The organism is Corynebacterium sp. c7Ub_26 (assembly GCF_053760365.1).
Genome location: NZ_JBSNBL010000001.1, coordinates 569,724 through 591,644 on the forward strand (window position 1 = coordinate 569,724; position 21,921 = coordinate 591,644).

The window sequence follows — 21,921 nt, forward strand, 5'->3', positions numbered from 1 at the left end:
GTGAGATTGTGACTCTGATGGCGGAAGGATTATCAGCATGGGGAAAGCCTATCGGGCGATCATCCCGGTAGTACGCTGAGGGGCGTCGGCAGGAATTATTCGCCACTGATAAATTCTTCGAGCTGCTGCCGAGCAACCTCATCGCGCAGCTGTTTCGGTGGCGACTTCATAAGGTAAGACGCGGCCGAATACACCGGACCGGATACTCCTCGATCTTTCGCAATTTTTGCCGCGCGAAGAGCGTCGATAATTATTCCGGCCGAATTAGGGGAGTCCCAAACTTCTAATTTGTATTCAAGATTGAGTGGGACATCACCGAACGTGGTTCCCTCCAGCCGCACATAGGCCCATTTTCGGTCGTCAAGCCAACTAACATAATCCGAAGGACCGATATGGACATTGCCTTCACCCATATCGTGCTCAAGATTCGACGTCACCGCCCGAGTTTTAGAGATCTTCTTTGATTCAAGCCGACGGCGCTCCAGCATATTTTTGAAGTCCATATTTCCGCCGACGTTTAATTGCATGGTGCGGTCAAGCCGAACTCCGCGATCCTCAAAGAGCTTTGCCATCACACGGTGGCTAATTGTTGCGCCGACTTGTGACTTAATATCGTCGCCAACAATCGGTACGCCGGCATCGTCGAACTTCTTGGCCCATTCTGGGTCAGACGCAATGAACACGGGGAGTGCATTAACAAACGCTACACCAGCGTCAATCGCACACTGTGCATAATGCTTGTCGGCCTGCTCGGATCCCACGGGCAGATATGACACAAGGACGTCCGCCTGGGTATCGCGGAGCACCTGAGTGACATCAACAGGTTCTTCGGTCGACTCATCAATTGTCTCTTTGTAGTACTGACCTAAACCGTCATACGTAGGGCCACGCTGAACAGTGACTCCTCTAGAAGGAACATCGCAAATCTTGATCGTGCAGTTTTCTGACGCATTAATGGCATCGGAAAGATCAGTGCCAACTTTCTTTGCATCGACGTCAAATGCGGCGACAAATTCAATATCGCCGACGTGATAGTCGCCGAATTTCACGTGCATGAGTCCGGGGACTGTTTCTTCCGGATCGGCGTCTTTGTAATACTCCACCCCTTGAACGAGTGATGAGGCGCAGTTTCCGACTCCAGCAATCGCCACACGAATGGGCTTTCGTTCAGACATAGAGTCTCCTTCCGTTATTTACTGATGTTCGGCACGGGTGTGCAGGCACAGCGGACACTTTAATGTCGGAAATGCGTGTATTTTCTCAGGTCAGATGTTTTGTTAATCGTTGTAGTTGATCGATTAAGAGGGTGTATCCAGCGAAAAATGCCATTAAAAAAAGAAAGGATAGTTTTTATTACGTGTTGAAATTTACCCCTATGTAGGTGTAGTTACGGCCCTGGTGAACCAGGTTCGACGGAGGCTCTGATGATGGCTTTGACGGTGAGTTTGTTGATAACACCGCCTTGCTAAGTGAACGCACACCGCCACCACAGCGATTGCCATCCACCGGAGCGCGACCTTACTGAAACTGTGGGGTAATGTATCGAGCCATGATTACCCGTATGTCCTCTCTCTTTGTGCGAACTTTGCGTGAAGACCCTGCAGATGCAGAAGTTCCTAGCCACAAGCTCCTTGTTCGGGCCGGTTTTATCCGACGCATCGCACCCGGTGTGTATTCGTGGCTGCCGCTCGGGCTCAAGGTTCTGCGAAACATTGAGCGGATTGTGCGGGAAGAGATGGACGGTATAGGTGCTCAAGAAATTGAATTACCTGCCTTACTTCCTCGCGACGCCTATGAAGCGACAGGCCGATGGACAGAGTATGGCGACGCTCTTTTCCGGTTAAAAGACCGTAAAAAAGGCGATTATCTCTTAGGGCCCACTCATGAGGAAGTTTTTACCGAGACGGTGAAAGGCGAGTACTCCTCATATAAAGATTTCCCCGTCACCCTCTATCAAATCCAAACCAAGTACAGGGATGAAGAACGGCCTCGCGCAGGAATTCTGCGTGGGCGGGAATTCGTCATGTGTGATTCCTACTCCTTCGATATGAAAGACGAGGGGCTAGAGGAGTCGTACCAGAAACACCGGGCCGCCTACCAACGCATGTTTAACCGCTTAGGGCTCGATTACGCTATCTGCGCTGCGACGTCTGGTGCGATGGGCGGGTCCGCGTCCGAAGAATTCCTCGCTGTCTCGCCCGTCGGGGAAGACACGTTTGTGACGTCGACAAACTCCGATTATGCGGCCAATGTTGAGGCTGTCGTTACTCCTGCGCCGACTGTCGACGAAAACGCGGTCAATTCGATTGAGCCGGCGATCACACTGGAATCGCCGAACTGTACGACGATTGCCACGCTGGTGGAGTGGGCCAATTCGAATGAGACTGTCTCCCAGAGGTTTGATCGTGAAATCTCTGCTCAAGACACCCTGAAATGCGTGGTAGTGAAGACGCGGGAACCGGGGGAAGAAGATTTCTCGTACACCATTATTGCGATCCCCGGCGACCGCGAGGTGGATATGAAACGCCTCGAGGCGTCGCTGGAGCCGAAGGAAGTTGTCCTGGCTGAGCCGGAGGATTTCGACGAGCATGACTTCTTGCCCAAGGGCTACGTCGGACCGGTGGGAATGGCGGAGCACGATGTGAAGGTCCTGGTTGATCCGCGCGTCGTGTCGGGTACGCGGTGGATTACTGGAGCGGGAATCGATGGCCACCACCGCGTTGATGTCACGGTGGGGCGTGATCTTACCCCGGATGGAACGATCGAGGCCGCAGAGGTGAAAGAGGGAGATCCTGCACCGGATGGAACGGGCACGTTGCTCCTCAAACAGGGTATTGAGATCGGCCACATCTTCCAGCTTGGCCGGAAGTACACCAACGCCTTCGAGCTCGATGTGTTGGACGAGAACGGTAAGCGCTCGCGCCCCACGATGGGATCCTACGGGGTCGGAGTTTCGCGGTTGGTCGCCGTCGTTGCTGAGCAGTACCACGACGATAAGGGCCTGAAATGGCCGGTGAGTGTTGCACCGTTCCAAGTTCACCTCGTCGTTGCCAATAAGGATGCGGAGGCAGCGGAAGCGGCATCTACCCTTGCGGAGAAACTATCTAACCGTGAGCTCGACATTCTTTTCGACGATCGGCCGAAGGTCAGCCCGGGTGTGAAGTTCAAGGATTCGGAGCTGCTGGGTATGCCCTACGTTGTGGTGCTAGGTCGCGCGTTCAAGGAAGGCAAAGTTGAGGTTCGCGATCGGTTGGCCGATTCAGTGGAGACTGTCCCCGTCGACGATGCGGCAGAGCATATCGCCGACCTCGTGAAAAACTAACGCCGGAGGAACTGACCAGGCGTGATGGCTAGATATTTGCCGACGTCCCCATGCCTGGCAGGCGTAGGCGATCATCATTCATCGCCTTTCCTCCGGCTTTGTCGATAAAGTATGCGGCGTCCACCGCCGAATGCGTGATCAAAGAAGAAGCTATATCCATCGCACTACCTGTGTTCAACGCCCGTGTTTGGTCGTATGTGCGAGAACACGCAAAGAGCTCCAGGTTAATCAGGAATTGGTGGGCGGTGTCCGAGTCCGTCGGCGGGGCAGCAAATGAGTATGCAGCATCCGCGAGGGGGATGTTGTTCTGAGAGACGTTCGCCTGGTCCTCGAGCCATGAGATGATGCGATCCCGCGTCGCCCGGTGCTTATTCGCTGCAGACTCGATGCTCTTTCTCAGTGCAGAGTCTGCGAAGGGCAGGGCCAACCCGAAGCCATAGATGACTTGATACTCCGTCGTGAGCAACGTGGTCATTGCGGTGACATCAGCTTTATTGGGACGACGGTTGCCACTCGATGAACCCGATGTTGCAGTGGGACTGGATTTCGTAGCAGTATTGTTGTCCTGCGTCGTCCCCGTGTTAGCCGAGTCGGAGTCGCCCAAGGCCGTTTGCGCAGCGATAACCGATAGTGATGAGGCAATAGAGACAAGCAAACCGTTATTGCGTTTGGTATCCGCTTGAGATGCCACCGAGACAACCGACGACCGTAGGTCCTTTAGCTTTTGGGATAACTCTTCGTCACTGTTGCCGCCAGCGGGTTGCGGATTACCGCTGTCGCCTTCAGAATCCAGTGTGGAATCTGAGCACGTTGACGGAGAATTCCCGTCTTTATCCGTGCCACATATGCGTCGGATTTCGTGCCGGAGAGCATCGGCGTGGACATGAATAAAGACCGCGGCATCGTGGTGTTTTGACGCGTCAAGTGAGCTCGCCACCGCGTTGGCCTGTGCGTAGAGGTCAGATAATTTCTGGTCAGGCTTGGTGTGTGTAGATTCGCACCCGACTAGCAGGCCGCTTCCGGAGAGCACCGTGACGGCGACGGCAGCACCTATGGCCTGCGCGGAGCGTCCGAAGAAAGCCCGCCGAGATAGGGCAGCACCGGGGGCTTCACGTGAGCTGTTCTGTTTCAGCTGCTCAGCACTGCTATTCCTCGTCATCTTCGAGCTTTTCACGTTCCTCATCACCGTTCTAGTCTCTCACAGGCGGTTAGTGGGCTTGGCTGGTACTCGTTATCCTGTTTTTATGGCTTTCCCGACGGCAGAAGAGATTACACAGCGCGTGCAACACATCGTGGGTCCGCGTGGGTTTGATGTTGAAAAGGTCGATATTAAAAAAGCGGGCGCGAAGTCTGCCGTCATTATCCGCATCGACGGTGATCAGCGCCCTGATCTGGACGTTATCGAGGAGCTCTCGGACGAGATTTCCCGCAACTTCGACGCCGCCGAACGTGATGGGGAGTTGAACTTCGGCGCCGGTTACCGCCTTGAGGTCTCGACCCCAGGTTTCGATGAACCCTTGGTCGCCGCTCGTCATTTCCGACGTCAACGTGGGCACCTAGCCACGTTTGTTCTCAACCAGGCCGACGATGCACGCGCCACGGCCAACGCCGACAACGCTCGCTTCGTCGCCCGAATCGGTACCTTGAACGCTGACGAGACCAAGCTGGCTGTAGTTCTCCCCGGGAAGAAGGAACCGTCGGTGGAGGCCTATCCGCTGGATCAGATTCGTGAGGCGAAGCTAGAAGTCGAGTTTTCAACTCCGCCCGAGGCTGAAATGAACCTCGTTAATACGCCCTTTGATCAGTTGGGATAGCGCCCGAGAATAGCTGCACATGATTGCGTCACGGGGCACATTTTGCGACGAAACGACCAATGAGTAGCCTATGGGAAGTTGAGGTTGCAGGTACAAAATCGAAGGGCTACAAGTGAACATCGACTTGAGCACGTTGCGCGCGATTGAACGTGAGCGCGGGGTGTCCGTGGAAGACATGACAGCCACCATCGCGAAGGCTCTGCTGGAAGCGTGGGAGAAGTCTTCGGGGGGTGATTCAGAAGCGCGCGTCGATGTCGATCCCGACGATGGGCATGTGGCCGTTATCGTCACTGAGCGAGACGACGAAGGTAACGTCATCGCGGAAGTCGACGAAACCCCGTCGGACTTCGGCCGTTCCTTCGCTGGCACAGTTCGCGAGGCAATGGTGGCTCGTTTGCAAGAGGCAGAAGCAGACCAGACCTACGAGGAATATGCGTCGCTGACCTCGAAGGTTGTCACAGGCATCGTTGAGGCAGACTCTTTCGCGCGGGCAAAAGGAATCGTTATTGCCCGCCTTGGCACGGAAGCACACGGGAATGACGGAACGCTGCTCCCCGCCGAGCAGATTCCAGGCGAGAAATATCCACACGGCAAGCGCCTAAAGTTCTACGTGGTCAACGTCAACCGTGGGCCACGCGGCGTGCAGATCATGATCTCCAGGACGCACCCCGAATTCGTGCATCGCTTGTTCGAGCTCGAGGTTCCTGAGGTTGCCGACGGTTCCGTCGAGGTTGTTTCCATTGCTCGTGAAGCTGGCCACCGTTCTAAGGTCGCCGTGCGGTCAACCATCGATGGCGTGAACGCGAAGGGATCGTGCATCGGCCCTCGCGGGCAGCGCGTCCGAGCGATCATGGACGAACTCGGCGGCGAAAAGATCGACATCATCGACTTCGACGAAAACCCCGCTACCTTCGTCGGGAATTCTTTGGCCCCGTCGAAGGTTCTTAAAGTTGAGGTTGTTGATCCGGAGGAACAAGTTGCGCGGGTCACTGTTCCGGATTATCAGCTATCTCTGGCCATCGGTAAGGAAGGGCAAAACGCCCGTCTTGCTGCACGTCTAACCGGATGGCGTATCGACATACACTCGGACACTGAATAAACGCTGGTAAGTTCGCGTAAATCAGTCTGTGACGTTACACTGTTGTATGCCCTTCCATGACGAGGGACGATGACGCGCGCTCTGATGGCCTTCAGAGCGTAGTAGTCACAACAGAGAGTCATACACAGAGTTACTGCGATAGGAGAGTGGCAGAGAGTGTATCGCCAGGGTTCAACCCCCGTTCGCATACGCACTTGCATTGCTACTCGGACGCGGTGCTCTGACACTCGAATGTTGCGTGTCGTCCTAAGGCAAGACGGTGCATCACAGGACGGTTCGTCGAAGAAAGAGGCTGTGATTATTCCAGATCCCTCCCGGTCCTTACCAGGTCGAGGGGCATGGATTATCCCCACAGCCGAAAACTTTGAACGGGCCCGTCAGCGGCGTGCTTTCGAGCGCGCCCTCCGGATATCAGGTAAGGCTGATACCCGCCAGATCGGTGAATACATCGAGTCATTGGAGTCAGGGAGCGTTACACCCACCTGATTGACGCCAGTTTTACCCGTGGCTTTCTCTTTTCCACACAAGGATTGAGACGGATCGGGATGGCGGACAGTACAACTAACCCGAACTCTGCACACTCAGTAGGAACCATTGAACGAAGGAAGACCTGAACACTGATGAGCACACGATGAAGCATCAGCGATGAATGTCAACAGTTAACCCCGGAGTCGACGCGGCATGAAGGCCCTCGACTCCACAAGTGAGGAGAGTAGTGCCAAAGCTTCGTGTCCACGAGCTCGTTAAACAGCTCAACCAGCTAGACAGCAGTCTTAAATTAACAAGTAAAAAGCTGCTCGCTGCGCTCGAAGAGCAGGGAGAATTTGTCAAGACCGCGTCGTCGACGGTCCAGCCTCCCGTCGTTAAAAAGATGAAGGAATACTACGGGGTGGCTGATAAGTCCTCCGGGTCACCGTCATCGAAGTCGAATCCGGCGGCAGCAGCTGCCGCAGCTGCTGCCGCAGCGGCCCATCGTAGGAATCCTTCGGCATCGCCGTCGCCTGCGTCGATGGCCAATCGAAAGAACGCCAAAGGCGGAGAAACCTCTAAAGCGAATCAGTCGGGTACGTCAATTGGTAGTGCGCAGTCGGACTCCGCTGCAGCCTCCGCATCTGCTGACAAAGCTAGTGGGAAGGCTTCCTCGGCAGCCGGTCAGTCAACGTCGGGACAGCAGCGGCGCCCATCTGGTCCAACTCCGGGTACAGCTGCCCGTGCCTCGGGAAGCCCGAATGCTCCCCGTCCCGCACAGAGTAGTAGCAAGTCGTCCGCTCAGGGTGCTGGAAAGCCGTCTGCCTCCAAGTCAGCGGCATCGCCTAAGCCATCGGCTGGGAAATCATCGCCGAAGCCCGGTCAGCCACGGTTTGAAGAACCGACGGCTGCGGGGAAGAAGTCTCCGAAGCCCGGTCCGAAGCCGAGTGATCAGGCTGCGCGTTCCCAGCGTTCGACCCCGAAGCCGGGGCAAGGCGCTCCGAAGCCAGGTGCAAAGCCCGGTGGTAAGCGAGCTCCTCGTGTAGCGAATAACCCGTTCTCCTCGGGAACACGGCCTGCCCCGCGCCCGCGTGGGGGAGATATGCCACGTCCTGGTGGAACGTCGGGTAAGCCCGGCCAGCGCGGTGGCGGTCAGCACTCACCACGCCCCGGTGCACACACGAAGCCGAGCGGTCGTGGTCGCGGTGGTAACCGCAACGAGCGCTCTTCGAAGCAGGGCAGTGGGCACGCTCCCACCCCCGCGATGATGCCATCCCACCCGAGCCCGGGTCAGATGCCTTTCAAGTCCTCGAACCACTTCGGTGGCGGCCGGGGCCGTGGTGGACACGGACCTGGCGGCGGACACGGTGGTGGTCCACGCGGTGGCCGCGGAGGCCGTCGCGGTGGAACTGCAGGTGCATTCGGGCGTCCAGGTGGCGCTCCGCGTCGCGGTCGTAAGTCGAAGCGGCAGAAGAGGCACGAGTACGAGGCAATGCAGGCCCCGACCGTTGTCGGTGGCGTTAAGCTACCCAATGGTCATGGCAAGGCTATTCGCCTCGCGCGTGGTGCCTCCTTGGCTGACTTCGCCGACAAGATCGATGCTGATCCAGCCGCTTTGGTCCAGGCCTTGTTCAACTTGGGTGAAATGGTCACCGCTACGGCATCGGTCTCTGACGAGACTTTGATGCTTCTTGGCGACGAGATGGACTATAAGGTCCAGGTTGTCTCACCTGAAGATGAAGACCGTGAGCTCCTCGAATCCTTCGACCTCCAGTTCGGTGAGAACGAAGGTGGCGCAGAGGATCTGACCAAGCGTCCTCCGGTGGTTACCGTCATGGGTCACGTTGACCACGGTAAGACTCGTCTGTTGGACACGATCCGTAAAGCCAATGTAGCATCGGGTGAGGCCGGCGGCATCACCCAGCACATCGGTGCCTACCAGGTGAAGGTTGACTTGGATGGCGAGCACCGCTTGGTGACCTTCCTGGATACCCCGGGTCACGAGGCGTTCACCGCCATGCGTGCCCGTGGTGCTCAGTCCACCGACATCGCCATCTTGGTGGTCGCGGCCGACGACGGTGTTATGCCCCAGACCGTAGAGGCAATCAATCACGCGAAAGCTGCCGACGTCCCGATCGTCGTCGCTGTCAACAAGATTGATAAAGAAGGCGCGGACCCGGAGAAGATCCGTGGCCAGATGACCGAATACGGTCTCACCCCCGAAGAATGGGGTGGGGACACCATGTTCGTGGATATATCTGCGAAGCAGGGCCAGAACATCGACAAGTTGCTGGAAGCAGTTCTGTTGACTGCGGATGCATCGCTCGAGCTGGTGGCCAACCCGGACATGGATGCTCAGGGTGTCGCCATCGAGACCCACCTCGACCGTGGACGTGGCCCGGTTGCCACTGTCATCGTCCAGCGCGGTACGTTGCACGTCGGTGACTCGATCGTCGTGGGTGACGCGCATGGTCGCGTCCGTCGTATGACCGACGAACGTGGCAATGACATCACCGATGCTGGTCCGTCGGTGCCCGTGCAGGTTCAGGGACTCACTAGTGTCCCAGGGGCTGGCGATAACCTCCTCGTTGTCGAGGACGATCGCACGGCCCGCCAGATTGCGGATCGTCGTGACGCACGGCGTCGTAACGCTCTGGCGGCTCGCTCCCGCAAGCGTGTCTCCCTCGAGGATCTGGACAAGGTTCTTAAGGAGACCAGCAGCCTCAACCTCATCCTTAAGGGTGATAACGCCGGTACCGTTGAGGCCCTGGAAGATGCTCTGCTTAAGCTCGACGTCGGAGACGAAGTTGAGCTCAACATCATCGACCGTGGTGTCGGTGCCGTCACCGAGACAAATGTCCACTTGGCGGCTGCCTCGGATGCGATCATCATCGGGTTCAACGTCCGTGCCGAGGGCAAAGCCACTGAGGCTGCTCACGCTGAGGGCGTCGATGTTCGGTACTACTCGGTCATCTACAAGGCGATCGAAGAAATCGAGGCTGCTCTTCGTGGCATGCTCAAGCCGATCTACGAAGAGCGTGACCTGGGTACAGCCGAGATCCGTCAGCTGTTCAAGGCCTCCGCAGTTGGTCTTATTGCCGGCTGCATGGTTGAGACGGGCGTCGTCAAGCGAAATGCGACAGTCCGGTTGGTTCGTGATGGCAATGTTGTTGCTGATAAAGCAACCGTCACTTCGCTGCGCCGCGGTAAGGACGATGTCCAAGAAGTTCAGCACGGCTATGAGTGCGGTATGGTCTTGTCCTACCCCGACATCTCCGTCGGAGACAAGATCGAGGCCTACGAATTGGTCGAGGTCCCTCGGGACAAGCAGAACAAGAAGGCCTCGAAGAGCAAGTAACCATAAGCCCTTCGTCGGCCAGGGCGATCTCCTGATCGGGTGATCGGGGTGATCGTCAGGTAAACTCCCTCCACGTAGATAGTGGAGGGAGTTTTTCTAATGGCTGATCGCGCTCGCGCTGCGCGCATGGCTAAGCGCATCCAAACTATCGTGGCGAACACCATCGAACATAGTGTGAAGGACCGCCGTTTAGAGCTCGTTACCATCACCGATACCCAGCTCACCGGCGATTTACATGACGCTACCGTTTTTTACACGGTCCGTGGGCGCACTCTCGACGAGGAACCTGACCGTGAACAAGCGGCCGAAGCACTTCACCGGGCACGCGGTCAACTGCGGAAAGCCGTGGGGGACCAGTTGGGAGTTCGGTTCACTCCGACCTTGACATTCACTCTGGACACCGTCCCTGAAACAAGTGCTCGTCTTGAGGAGCTTTTGGCCCAGGCTCGACAGCGAGACCAGGAAGTTGCGCGTCAAGCCGAAGGAGCAACCCCAGCCGGGGACGCTAATCCGTATAAAACCTCGCCGCACGAGGGACGTCCTGAGAGCGAAGCGGATGGATGGTAACGATTCAACATTCATTCCACGCGGGCTGCCGGTGACAGATCGGGACGCATGGGTTTTCCTACAGGCCATGGCCTGGGAGTCTCATGCTCTTGCCGACGATGAACGCGCTCTGCATCCCTGCGTTGTGATCAGTCACGTGCGCCCTGATGCGGATACCGTGGGCTCGGCCTGCGCCCTTGTCCATCTCATCCGCCGATGGGGTGGCACTGCTGTGGCCGTGGACGCTGACGGTGGAGTGCCGTCATCTGCTTTCTCTGTTCTGAATACAGAGGATGTGTACGTCCCCCTTGAGGACATCCCGCGTGATCCCATCGCGGTGGTGTGTGTGGATACAGCGTCCCTTGATCGGTGTGGAGTTGCCGTCGATATGGTTGAGCGCGCCACAGAGAAAGGGCGCTCCCTGGTGATTGATCACCATGAGACCGCAACCAATTTTGGCAGCATTAACTGGGTTCACCCGGATGCCGATTCCACGACGACCATGCTCACGTCCTTGTGTGACATGTATTCGGAAACGATTGACCGGACCATGGCGACGGCATTCTACGCCGGTCTAGTGACCGATACAGAGAGTTTCCGCTGGGGTGGCCCCACTCAATTCGCGACGGCCCATCGGCTGGCATCGACGGGAATTGATACACGGAGCATCTCGTCGTCGTTAATTGATGACCACTCCGTTCCGTATCTGCGGATGTTGGGTGCCGTGTTGTCCGACCTGGTGTATGAGCCGTCGGCAGTGAATGGCCGTGGTTTGGTGTGGGGTGTTGTCACCGATAGCCAAGCTCAAGAGGCTGTTGAATGCGATGTCGAGTCAGTGATCGACGTGGTTCGGACGGCGTCGGAGGCCGAGGTCGCCATGGTTCTGAAGGAATATCGGCCGGGTGAGATTGTGGTGTCGTTGCGGTCCCGTGGTGCGGTTAATGTTGCTCGGGTGGCGGAAGAGTTAGGAGGTGGGGGCCATGCGCAGGCCGCTGGTTTAACTTGGCAAGGCACCCGGGACAGTTTTATGGATGCTTTTCGACAGCGTGTGAACCAAGAGGAGAAAAACGGTCGATGAGTAGTGATAACGTCGATCATTCTGTCGATTCCGGCAGGAATGGCGACGGGGTTGGTGTTTGGAAGATCTTATCGATCGCTCTCCCATCTCTGGGTGTCCTGGCTGCCACCCCTATTTATCTCTTGTTTGATACGGCCGTGGTCGGGCGGTTAGGTAAGACGGATTTGGCTGCTCTTGCTGCAGCAACGACCATTCTTGCTCAAGTCACCACACAGCTGACCTTTTTGTCCTACGGGACGACTGCTCGCGCGGGACGTTTTTATGGTGCAGGCCGACGCGATAAATCGATTCAAGAAGGCGTGCAGTCGACATGGATCGCTGTGCTCGTGGGAATTGCCCTGGCGGCGATGATTTGGATTCTGGCTCCGGTGTTGACGAACTGGTTGGCGGATGATCCCGGGGTAGGCCGAGAGGCGACGAGGTGGCTGCGCGTGGCATCGCCAGCGGTGCCCCTGACTCTCATGACCATGGCGGGGAACGGTTGGCTGAGAGCGGTCCAAAATGCCAGGTACCCTCTGTATTTCACCTTGGCGGGGGTCGGCCCAGCGCTTATCCTGGTGCCGATATTAGTGATGCGGTTGGGGATTGTCGGTTCTGCCCTGGCCAATGTCACAGGTGAGACTATTACGGCATTGTGCTTCCTCGTCTGCCTAATACGGGAGAACAGCAAGTACGAGAATTCGTGGAAACCGCGATGGTCGATCATGAAAGACCAATTGGTGATGGGGCGTGACCTGATCGCACGCTCACTGAGTTTTCAGCTGTCCTTTATCTCGGCGGCCGCTGTTGCTGGTCGTTTCGGTGCAGCATCGCTGGCAGCCCACCAGGTGTTGTTGCAGCTGTGGAACTTCTTAACCATGGTTCTCGATTCGTTAGCTATTGCCGCGCAGGCGTTTGTCGGTGCTGCTCTCGGGGCGGGGCAGTCGACTAATGCGAAGGCCGTGGGGCGATCCATCATTAAGTGGTCGTCGCTCTTCGCCGTGGTTCTCGCCGGTGGCATGTCCGCGGGGTACTACTGGATTCCCCGCCAGTTCACCCATTCGGAGAGTGTGCTCGACGCGATGTCGGGGCCGTGGCGGCAGCTCGTGGTTCTGGTCCTTCTGGGCGGTTTTGTTTTCGCCCTTGACGGGATTTTGCTCGGCGCCGGCGACGCAATCTTCCTCCGTAACGCGACCTTGGTGTCGGCTTTGGTGGGCTTCTTGCCGCTGACCTGGATTTCCCTGAGTCAAGGTTGGGGACTGGTTGGTGTCTGGTGGGGCCTTATCACGTTCTTCTTGTTCCGCTTGGCGACGACCACGCTCCGATTCCTCCGCGGAAACTGGGCCCGAGTGGGCGCGCAGTGATCCCGACGGGGTTCTTTCCCGACGGCTGTGCTTGGTCTGAATTGCGTGTCCCTGACCCGACGCAATCGTCACACAACGCGCAGTGGCCGTCCGTCAGCCGTAGGAGCTGGGACGCTTTGCATCCCCAAGAACGCGCTTATGTCAGCGACGCTGTGCCGCTCAGGCGGGTCCAATTCGCTGATGCACGCGCGTGCGCCAGAAACGCTTTAACGGATCTCACCGGGCATGGCCATGCCGACACTGTCATTGGGAAAGGCGAGCGCGGAATGCCTCTCTTTCCACGCGGCACCGTTGGATCGCTGACTCACACGACAGGTTTCCGCGCAGCGGTCGTCGCGCGAACAGATACGCTGAAGTCCGTCGGCGTGGATGCGGAAGTAGCCAAGCCGCTACCTGACGGTGTGTCCGATGCTGTTCTTACCCCTCGCGACCTGCAACATATCGCTGCTGTGCAACGTCATGGGCAACAGCACGTGCAACACCACGAGAGAGATCCAAAGTTTTCGTCGGCAGAAAATATCTTGGGTACAGTGGTCTTCTCGGCGAAAGAGGCGCTGTATAAATCGTGGTTTCCGCTGGCCCGGGTTTTCCTCGATTTTGGGGAGGCAGACATTGAACTCCACCACGACGGAACATTGACTGCGTTCGTCCATCATGACGCGGCTTGTGGAGCGGTTCCTCGGACGATACCGGGGCGATGGATGGTCGGCTCAGGGTACGTCGTGACAAGTACGTGGATTACGTAGACCACGTAGCTCGAGCGTGGTCCGCGGTGGTTTTCATGACAAGATGTGTTTATGACAAGGTTGCAGGACGGGCGACGAAGACCGTTTTCGCTATCTTCCCCTCGTTCTTCATTAGAGCTATAGCGTGTCCATCGGCTGACACCCCCGCGTAGACATCCTTCATTTCCGACCCGGAAATACGTTTCCCCACGGAGACCGCAGTGGCTTCGTCGTCACTTAAGTGTCGGATAGGGAAGGACCGGGTGATGGCCTGGTCGAGGGAATAGCTAAGCGATGCCCGTGGAGTTTCGCCGGTCACCTGTTCGTCGCGGATCCGCTGCTCGGCTAGGGACTGCTCATCGCGCAGTTGGTCGAGTGTCTTGGCGTCGTCGAGACTAAAAGAGCCGACGCGCGTGCGACGAAGTGCCGTCAGATGTCCCCCAACTCCCAGTATTTCGCCCAAGTCCCTCGCGAGCGCCCGAATATACGTGCCCGAAGAACAATCGACAGTGACGTCGAGGTCGATCACGGTGACACCCTCTTCGCCATTGTTGTCATCGCCATTATCGATAGTCGCCGTTCTCACGTTGCGAATATCAAAGGTCGAGACGGTGACAGGTCGCGCGGGGAGAGAAACTGTCTCCCCAGATCGCACGCGGTCATAGGCACGACGGCCGTCCACCTTGATGGCACTCACGCTGCTCGGCCTTTGCATGATATCGCCGGTGAGTTGCGCGCGGGCCCGGTCTATCCGCTCGGGTTCAGAAAGCAACACTGACAGCCGCTCGCGAGTGGCCGGGCTAATGAGGAAACCCGCTGTTGCTTGGCTGGAATTCTCCTCAGAGTCACGGAGGTAGGGGATCGGTTCTCCCTCCGCATCGTCGGTTGTGGTGGCGAAACCGAGGCGGATTGTGGCGTCGTACGACTTCGTGTTTGCCACTAAGTGCGTCATAAATTTTGTGCCGCGCTCAATTCCAAGGATCAAGACGCCGGTGGCCGCCGGATCGAGCGTTCCAGCGTGCCCAACCTTACGCGTCCGCATCAGGCGGCGCATCGCCGAGACGACATCATGGCTCGTCATCCCTGCGGGCTTATCGACGATGACAATGCCGGAGCGGTCCAGCACCGATGAATGCGTCGACGAACTTGCGGTGTGTGATGTTTCGCCGCGTGGACGTTGTGTACGTGGACGTGGTGTAGAGGACTGGCCGGGGTTCTCTGAGGCATTCACGGGGTTTAGCGTAGTTGACGTCTTCCTCATGGAGCGCGAAGGACCATGGGGCTGAGAGGATTATGGGGGCGGGGACCGTAAGCCGCGGCGGGGAGCGTCGGCACTCTTGTTTATATCGGGGCCGTATCGCAGAACTTCGCCCCTGTGACGTACGCTATTCACGTGGATATTTGGCACGGGTTGGATAACATACCGCAGTTCCTCGACGCGTCCGTCGTCACTATTGGTGTGTTCGATGGTGTTCATCGTGGGCATCGTCGGCTTATCGGTACTGCTGTCCGTCGTGCTCGTGAACTAGATGTTCCCTGCGTGTTGATGACATTCGAACCGCACCCGGTCAAGGTATTCGCACCGGAACGCACTCCACGTCTCTTGGGGAGTCTGAAGGACCGTCAAGCGATGGCAGAAGAGCTGGGCGTGGACTATTTCCTGACCGTTGATTTCACACGGAGCTTGGCCGCCTTGAGCCCCACTGAGTACATCGAGCAGGTTCTTGTCCATCAGCTTCATGCCAAAGTCATCGTGGTTGGCGAGAACTTCACCTTTGGTCACAAAGCGGCAGGGACGTCTCAGACACTGGAAACCGAGGGGCCTCGGTATGGCTGCGATGTGGACATCGTCCCGCTCTTGAGCGAGGACGGCCATACGATTTCCTCGACATTCATTCGCTCTCAACTCGATCAAGGGCATGTCGACGAAGCCGCGTGGGCTCTCGGGCGCCCATATTCCGTCTATGGCGAGGTCGAGCACGGGGCCGGGCGCGGTGGCCGAGAACTGGGCTATCCCACGGCCAATCTCTATGTCAGCCCGGAGCGCGCGCTGCCTGCGGATGGCGTCTATGCCGGCTGGTTCACGATTGATCCTGGTGAGACCGTCGACGGAGACATGGAGCCGGGAGTTCGGTATCCGACCGCCATTTCTGTGGGCATGAACCCAACATTTAACGACGATCGTCGGTCGGTTGAATCTTTTGTGCTGGATAGGCACGCGGATCTGTACGGGGTGTATGTGACGGTCGAGTTTATTGGTTACGTCAGGGGAATGGAAACATTTTCGGGTGTTGACGAGCTCCTTGCTGCCATGCACCGCGACGTTGACGCGGTACGGGCGATGACGGCCCGGAAATAAGCGCGGAAAACAGGAGCAGAGTCCGGCGCTTCAGTATTCCCCGGTTTTGAATTCCCCTGGCTCAGGCCCTGTCGGATGGTATTTCGAGTCCATCCGAACATGTGGTAGCCTCATCCGAGTATCAACTGCGGTCCGTTGCAGTTGTGAAAGCTGTGCCTCTTTGCGGCACGGCGCATACGGACTGAAATAACGACATCAATTTTAGGAGTTTTCCTATGGCTTTGTCCGCTGCAAAGAAAAAAGAAATCCTTTCCGAGTTCGGTCTTCATGAGACCGACACCGGTTCAACCGAGACTCAGGTTGCCTTGTTGACCGAGCGCATTCGTCAGCTGACGGAGCACCTTCGTGAGCACAAGCACGATCACCACTCACGTCGTGGCCTTATGCTCCTGGTCGGTCGTCGCAAGCGTCTGTTGAAGTACCTGGCTGCTAACAACGTCGATCGTTACCGTAACCTGATTGCTCGTTTGGGCCTCCGCCGTTAATTACGGCGTCGGCCATTCTGACTCGGTTCTGTACAGTGCGGCAGGGCCGAGTTTTTCATATCTGGAGCTCGTCGGCGGTGCCCGGACATGATTGTGGTATCGGTAATGAAGCCTCCCGTAGAGGTAGCTCGGCGTGTTCATACCCCGTCGTCCTGCTCTTCCAGGTTTCACCTGCTAAGATGGGGTCGCCTGAAGATATATGAAGAAGAGATTTCTCGTTGGCGACACCGATGATCGCCCGGGGCACCCATAGAGAAGGACGGATTCCCCCTTTTATGACCAATAATCACTCCGTTTTTTATGACGAAGAGTTTGGCACCCATTCTGTCGAAGCCACGATTGACAATGGCGACTTCGGCTCACGCACTATTCGATTAGAGACCGGACAACTAGCTCGCCAGGCAAATGGCTCCGTCGTTGCGTATCTCGACGAAGACACCATGATGCTGTCGACGACGACCGCGTCATCCAAACCCCGCGAGGGCTTCGATTTCTTCCCGTTGACCGTTGATGTGGAAGAACGCATGTACGCCGCTGGCCGTATTCCTGGCTCTTTCTTCCGCCGGGAAGGCCGCCCAGGCACCGACGCTATTTTGGCGTGCCGCCTGATCGACCGCCCGTTGCGCCCCACCTTCGTGAAAGGGCTGCGCAATGAGGTCCAGGTCATCGTCACCGTGATGTCCCTGGACCCGAAAGACATGTACGACGTCGTCGCGATCAACGCGGCATCAGCGTCGACCCAGCTTTCGGGCTTGCCCGTGTCGGGCCCGGTCGGTGGTGTGAGAATGGCTCTCATCGTTGACGACGATCATGAGGATGGTCAGTGGGTTGCATTCCCCACCCGCGAACAGCACGAGTCCGCGTTGTTTGAGATGGTCGTTGCCGGCCGCTTGACCGACGAACAGGTCCCGGAGAAGCCACGTAAGGGACGTCGTCGTGGTCGCAAGTCGAGTCCGCGGAAGAAGACCGACAATGTTGCGATCATGATGGTGGAAGCGGGAGCGACGGAAACCGTCGTCGAGCGTGTCAATGATGGTGCGCCTGCCCCCACCGAGTCCGTCGTTGCTGAGGGTATTGAGGCAGCAAAGCCGTTCATTGCTGAACTATGTGGCGCTCAGCAGGCTCTTCGTCAGGCTGTGGATCCGGAGACCGAGGAATTTCCTCTGTTCCCGCCCTATGGTGCTGACGTTTTGGCCGCTGTGGATTCTGAGGCCAAAGGCCGCATCAGTGACATCATGTCCATTGCTGATAAGCAAGAGCGGGATGAAGCTCTCTCGTCGGACATGGATGACACGGTTGAGGCGTTGCTCGAAGAGTTCCCGGAGCGTGAAGCGGAGATCCGAACCGCTCATAACGCCGTAACAAAAGAGGTCGTCCGGTCGCGTATTTTGGCCGACGGTTTCCGCATCGACGGTCGCGGCGTCGAGGATATCCGAGATCTCGATGTTGAGGTCGACCTTGTTCCTCGTGCCCATGGCTCGTCGCTGTTCCAGCGTGGTGAAACCCAGATCCTCGGTGTAACGACGCTGGACACGCTGAAGATGGAGCAGCAGGTTGACTCCTTGGGTCCTGTTGATCACCGTCGCTACATCCACCACTACAACTTCCCGCCGTACTCCACCGGTGAGACGGGCCGTGTTGGTTCTCCGAAGCGTCGTGAGATTGGGCATGGTGCGTTGGCAGAGCGCGCTCTGAAGCCAATGATCCCGTCGCGCGATGATTTCCCGTACACCATCCGCCAGGTCTCCGAGGCGTTGGGCTCTAATGGTTCCACCTCGATGGGGTCGGTGTGCGCGTCGACGTTGTCCCTGTACAACGCTGGTGTTCCATTGAAGGCTCCGGTTGCAGGTATCGCAATGGGTCTGGTGTCCGGCGAAGTCAAGGGGAAGATGACATACGTCACCCTCACGGACATCTTGGGCGCTGAAGATGCGTTCGGCGATATGGACTTCAAGGTCGCGGGCACGGAGGACTTCATTACCGCGCTTCAGCTGGATACCAAGCTCGACGGCATTCCGTCGGATGTTCTTGCTGGCGCGTTGAAGCAGGCTCGCGAGGCTCGGCTCGAGATCCTCAACACGATGGCTGAGGTCATTGATGAGCCCGACCCGATGAGTGACTATGCACCGCGTATCACGACGATCTCTGTGCCGGTCTCGAAGATCGGTGAAGTGATCGGCCCGAAGGGCAAGAACATTAACCAGATCACGGAAGATACCGGTGCCCGCGTCTCCATCGAGGATGACGGTACTGTGTTCATTTCTGCAACCTCCGGTGGCTCCGCTGATGCAGCGGTCGACCGGATTAACGAGATTGCCAATCCTCAACTGCCGAAGGTGGGGGAGCGGTTCTTGGGCACTGTGGTGAAGACCACGGCGTTCGGGGCGTTCGTGTCAATCCTTCCCAACCGCGATGGGCTTGTGCACATCTCGAAGCTCGGTGGCAAGAAGCGCATCGAGAAGGTCGAGGACGTCGTCAACGTCGGTGACAAGCTTGAGGTTGAGATCGCCGATATCGATAACCGCGGGAAGATCTCGCTGGTTCCCGTCGACGACTAATTTTGGCTAATAACCGCTCTGGGATAACCAGAGCGGTTCGCGTTTAATGGGCCCTCCCATGTAGTTTTGAGCTTCTTGTTAAGGCTCGGCTAACGGTTATACACTAATTCGCATTGCACGTGCAGTTAGCCCCTGGGTACCTAACCAACATGGGGCGTGGGCAATGCTTCTGCTTCCCATCATCATGGGAATGGGCTTAGGCATTTGTACTTTGGTGAATGACTCATCATCGGCCGGTGCAGTGATCATGGGGGTAACCCGGTCGGTGGTGTTATTAATAGCCTGGGTAGTCGGCTATTTTGCGTTTTTCGCGTGGGGGCTCTGGGTTAAGATACCGCCACCGCGGAACGGCCGGTCATCCGAGCGTAAACAGAAGGCTTTTGTAGCGACGGCTACGTATTGTGCAATCACACTCGTGGCGGCGCTTATTACCGTGGCGCTTCGTCCGAGCCTGTTGGTGTGGGCACCCGTGTTTGCCATTGTCATGGGTGTTGCTCTGTGGGAAGTCGTTAGAAAACGCCCACGTTCTTTGCTTTCAGGTATTGCGACGGTGGTTGCGTCCGTATTAATGGTTCCCGTGGCCGACCACACGATCCGGGGGAGTATCAACGGAATCGCATGGTGGTGGGCCCTCATGTTGGGCATCTACTTCACGGGCACGATTATCTACGTTAAGACAATGATTCGTGAGCGTAACAACTCGCGTTATTTGACGTTTAGTATCGGATATCACGCGGCATTTGTTCTTATATCCCTCGTATTTGCTGTCTTAGCTTCATGTGGGGTTGTCACAGGATTCTCGCCCTATACACGTCTGTGGTGGACCGTGGGAACCTGGTTGCTTGTTATTGCGGCCGCTATATCACTGTTTCGTAGCTGGGCAGTACCCCGCTCGGCGCACAATGGTGGGAAGTGGACGCCAAAGCGGGTCGGGAAGACTGAGCAGCTCGTCACCCTTGGTGTCGTCATAGCACTCGCGCTGTAGGGCGTAGCTTCTCACAGGCCCAGCATGAGTCCTACCGCGAGCCCCTACTTCTTCTTCCACCCGATGTCCTGCAGTTTGACGCTGCCGAAGAATTTAGGACCAAAGTTAACGAGGTCCGGATTAGCCGCCGTAATGGACGAGCCATTGGTCACCGGCATAATCCCGTACCGCGCGAACGCCTCTTTTTCGAGTTCATTGGCCCGACGGATTTGTTCATCTTCGGTCGGAAGTTTCTGCAGCTCATTAATCTTTTCATCCATCTCTAGGGTACCAGTTCCGGATCGATTCAGCTGAGAATCAGAGGCATAGGTCTGCTGGAAATATGCGACGCCATACGGGTCCGACTGGCTAAATCCCATCGGGAACATATCGAAGTCACGACGCGTAACAACGTCGGAAAACTCCGAGCTCGGCCGTTCCTGGATCGATAGCTGCACACCAATATCGGACATCATCTTCTGTGTTGCTTGGGCCGTTGCCCGAGAGAGGCTGTCATCCCCAAGCAGCACATATTTCAGTTGCAGTTTCTTACCGTCTTTCCTCCGGACACCGTCGGACCCAGGTTTCCATCCGTCCTGATCGAGTATCTGTTGCGCTTCGTCTTTATTGAACTTCACGACGGCACCGAAGTTGTCGTCATACCCCTTTTGACGGCTGAAGAGCTGGAAAGACCCAGGGAGTTTCTCCGAGTATCCCATGCCGTTGAACCTGATGGTGGCAAGCTGTGACCGATCAATTCCCGTCATGACCGCCTTACGAACGTTAATGTCGGAGAGAATATCTGACTTCGCATTGAGAGTGATCAGCGACGTAAACGGTGCGGCTCCGGTGCGAATGTCGACAAGTTTGCCCATCTTTTCTGCTGTTTTGAGCCGCTCACGGCTACCGACTGAGGTCGCGTCGATTTCACCGGCACGCAAGGCATTGATCGAGGCCTGGGGTTCCATCTGTCGGAAAGTAATGGAATCGAGTTTTCCTTTATCGCCCCACCACTTATCGTTCCGTTTAAAGACGACTTCGCCTTTTTTAAAGTTAACGTGGTCAACGGTGTAGGGCCCAGCGCCCCATTCCGGATGCAAAGCGCTTTTATATGCGTTATTGAATTTCTTCGCATCCGAAACTTGTGGGGGAAGCAGTATGCTGAATAGGCCTTTCCACCAGGGATAAACCTGGGAAAACGTCACTACTGCTTGTTTATCATTCTCACCGGGCGTAACAGACTCGATGAGCTTGTATCCCTCGGTGGAGGAGGGGATGTAATCCTCATCAGTCCCGTTGTTTGCTTTCCACGTGTTTTCAAAGGCGCGCCAGTCAATCGGTGTGCCATCGTTGTACACAGCACGCGGATTGATGGTGTAGGTCAGAACCGTCTTGCCAGAACTTGTGTCTTCCTTGATATCAGTCACATAGTCATGGTTCGGAGAGAACTCACCACGCGGGGTGTACATAGCCAATTGAGGGTTGTAATACGACCATATCGTGGTGGTGTACGCGGTACCGTCACCATGAAAAGGATTCTCTTGGGTCGTTAATTCGTCAATAGCTAAATTGAGATGTCCATCATCTTTTATTTGGTCTCGGCTCGTCGGCTTGTAGTCGGCAATTTGGTCATATCCACGGTTAGAGCCTTCAGCGTCGTCGTTATATCCGCAGGCAGTCAGAGACATACTTGATGTCGAAACAATCACGACGAGGGCCATGATGACCTTCGCGCGCACGCGCCGGTGTGCGTGTCGAACGGAGTGCCGCAGGGGCGCGAGTAAGGGGACGTTCACGGTTTT

17 protein-coding genes are annotated in these 21,921 nt (G+C 56.8%); 13 read left to right on the forward strand and 4 right to left on the reverse strand.

Annotated features, from left to right (window positions below; genetic code table 11):
- Positions 1-95 precede the first annotated feature (95 nt).
- Positions 96-1,175 (reverse strand): inositol-3-phosphate synthase, encoded by a 1,080-nt coding sequence (locus ACWORE_RS02430; protein WP_406604686.1) that lies wholly within the window; start codon positions 1,173-1,175, stop codon positions 96-98.
- Positions 1,176-1,549: 374 nt separating this feature from the next.
- Here ACWORE_RS02430 and ACWORE_RS02435 point away from each other — a divergent pair, with 374 nt between their 5' ends.
- Positions 1,550-3,322: a proline--tRNA ligase gene (locus ACWORE_RS02435; protein ID WP_455302364.1), complete on the forward strand. Its 1,773-nt coding sequence runs from the start codon at positions 1,550-1,552 to the stop codon at positions 3,320-3,322.
- Positions 3,323-3,350: 28 nt separating this feature from the next.
- Here ACWORE_RS02435 and ACWORE_RS02440 read toward each other — a convergent pair whose 3' ends face one another.
- A complete protein-coding gene (locus ACWORE_RS02440; protein WP_455302365.1) occupies positions 3,351-4,496 on the reverse strand; it encodes a DUF4439 domain-containing protein in 1,146 nt (381 codons plus the stop codon).
- 70 nt (positions 4,497-4,566) lie between these two features.
- Here ACWORE_RS02440 and rimP point away from each other — a divergent pair, with 70 nt between their 5' ends.
- The 8 genes from rimP to ACWORE_RS02480 all read left to right on the forward strand — a co-directional run bounded on the left by rimP (position 4,567) and on the right by ACWORE_RS02480 (position 13,774).
- On the forward strand, positions 4,567-5,136 hold the full coding sequence (gene rimP, locus ACWORE_RS02445; RefSeq protein WP_296135852.1) for a ribosome maturation factor RimP: 570 nt from the start codon (positions 4,567-4,569) through the stop codon (positions 5,134-5,136).
- 112 nt (positions 5,137-5,248) lie between these two features.
- Positions 5,249-6,235, forward strand: a complete 987-nt coding sequence (gene nusA, locus ACWORE_RS02450; RefSeq protein ID WP_455302367.1) for a transcription termination factor NusA — start codon at positions 5,249-5,251, stop codon at positions 6,233-6,235.
- 156 nt (positions 6,236-6,391) lie between these two features.
- A complete protein-coding gene (locus ACWORE_RS02455; RefSeq protein ID WP_296135850.1) occupies positions 6,392-6,721 on the forward strand; it encodes a YlxR family protein in 330 nt (109 codons plus the stop codon).
- Positions 6,722-6,950: 229 nt separating this feature from the next.
- Positions 6,951-10,061: a translation initiation factor IF-2 gene (gene infB, locus ACWORE_RS02460; RefSeq protein WP_455302368.1), complete on the forward strand. Its 3,111-nt coding sequence runs from the start codon at positions 6,951-6,953 to the stop codon at positions 10,059-10,061.
- A 99-nt stretch (positions 10,062-10,160) separates the two neighbouring features.
- On the forward strand, positions 10,161-10,628 hold the full coding sequence (rbfA, locus tag ACWORE_RS02465; protein ID WP_012731773.1) for a 30S ribosome-binding factor RbfA: 468 nt from the start codon (positions 10,161-10,163) through the stop codon (positions 10,626-10,628).
- Positions 10,618-11,685, forward strand: a complete 1,068-nt coding sequence (locus tag ACWORE_RS02470) for a DHH family phosphoesterase (protein WP_455302371.1) — start codon at positions 10,618-10,620, stop codon at positions 11,683-11,685. The genes rbfA and ACWORE_RS02470 overlap by 11 nt, the downstream gene beginning before the upstream one ends.
- The gene (locus ACWORE_RS02475) at positions 11,682-13,028 is read left to right on the forward strand and encodes an MATE family efflux transporter (RefSeq protein ID WP_455302372.1); all 1,347 of its coding nucleotides are present in this window, start codon (positions 11,682-11,684) and stop codon (positions 13,026-13,028) included. The genes ACWORE_RS02470 and ACWORE_RS02475 overlap by 4 nt, the downstream gene beginning before the upstream one ends.
- Before the next feature lie 116 nt (positions 13,029-13,144).
- On the forward strand, positions 13,145-13,774 hold the full coding sequence (locus tag ACWORE_RS02480; RefSeq protein WP_406604678.1) for a 4'-phosphopantetheinyl transferase family protein: 630 nt from the start codon (positions 13,145-13,147) through the stop codon (positions 13,772-13,774).
- A gap of 49 nt (positions 13,775-13,823) precedes the next feature.
- Here the strand turns inward: ACWORE_RS02480 and ACWORE_RS02485 are convergent, their stop codons facing one another.
- Entirely contained in the window at positions 13,824-14,834 is a 1,011-nt protein-coding gene (locus ACWORE_RS02485; RefSeq protein ID WP_455302603.1) for a tRNA pseudouridine synthase B, read from the reverse strand.
- 312 nt (positions 14,835-15,146) lie between these two features.
- Between ACWORE_RS02485 and ACWORE_RS02490 the strand changes: the two genes are divergently transcribed.
- The 4 genes from ACWORE_RS02490 (at position 15,147) to ACWORE_RS02505 (ending at position 20,140) form a co-directional block, all read left to right on the forward strand.
- Positions 15,147-16,112: a bifunctional riboflavin kinase/FAD synthetase gene (locus tag ACWORE_RS02490; protein WP_455302375.1), complete on the forward strand. Its 966-nt coding sequence runs from the start codon at positions 15,147-15,149 to the stop codon at positions 16,110-16,112.
- 215 nt (positions 16,113-16,327) lie between these two features.
- Positions 16,328-16,597 carry a 30S ribosomal protein S15 gene (gene rpsO / locus ACWORE_RS02495; protein WP_455302377.1) on the forward strand — a complete coding sequence of 90 codons (270 nt, stop codon included), beginning with the start codon at positions 16,328-16,330 and terminating at the stop codon, positions 16,595-16,597.
- 275 nt (positions 16,598-16,872) lie between these two features.
- Positions 16,873-19,155 (forward strand): polyribonucleotide nucleotidyltransferase, encoded by a 2,283-nt coding sequence (locus ACWORE_RS02500; RefSeq protein ID WP_455302379.1) that lies wholly within the window; start codon positions 16,873-16,875, stop codon positions 19,153-19,155.
- Between the two features lie 112 nt (positions 19,156-19,267).
- Positions 19,268-20,140, forward strand: a complete 873-nt coding sequence (locus tag ACWORE_RS02505) for a YwiC-like family protein (protein WP_406604675.1) — start codon at positions 19,268-19,270, stop codon at positions 20,138-20,140.
- 44 nt (positions 20,141-20,184) lie between these two features.
- Here the strand turns inward: ACWORE_RS02505 and ACWORE_RS02510 are convergent, their stop codons facing one another.
- Entirely contained in the window at positions 20,185-21,915 is a 1,731-nt protein-coding gene (locus ACWORE_RS02510; protein WP_455302381.1) for an ABC transporter family substrate-binding protein, read from the reverse strand.
- Between the last annotated feature and the right edge of the window lie 6 nt (positions 21,916-21,921).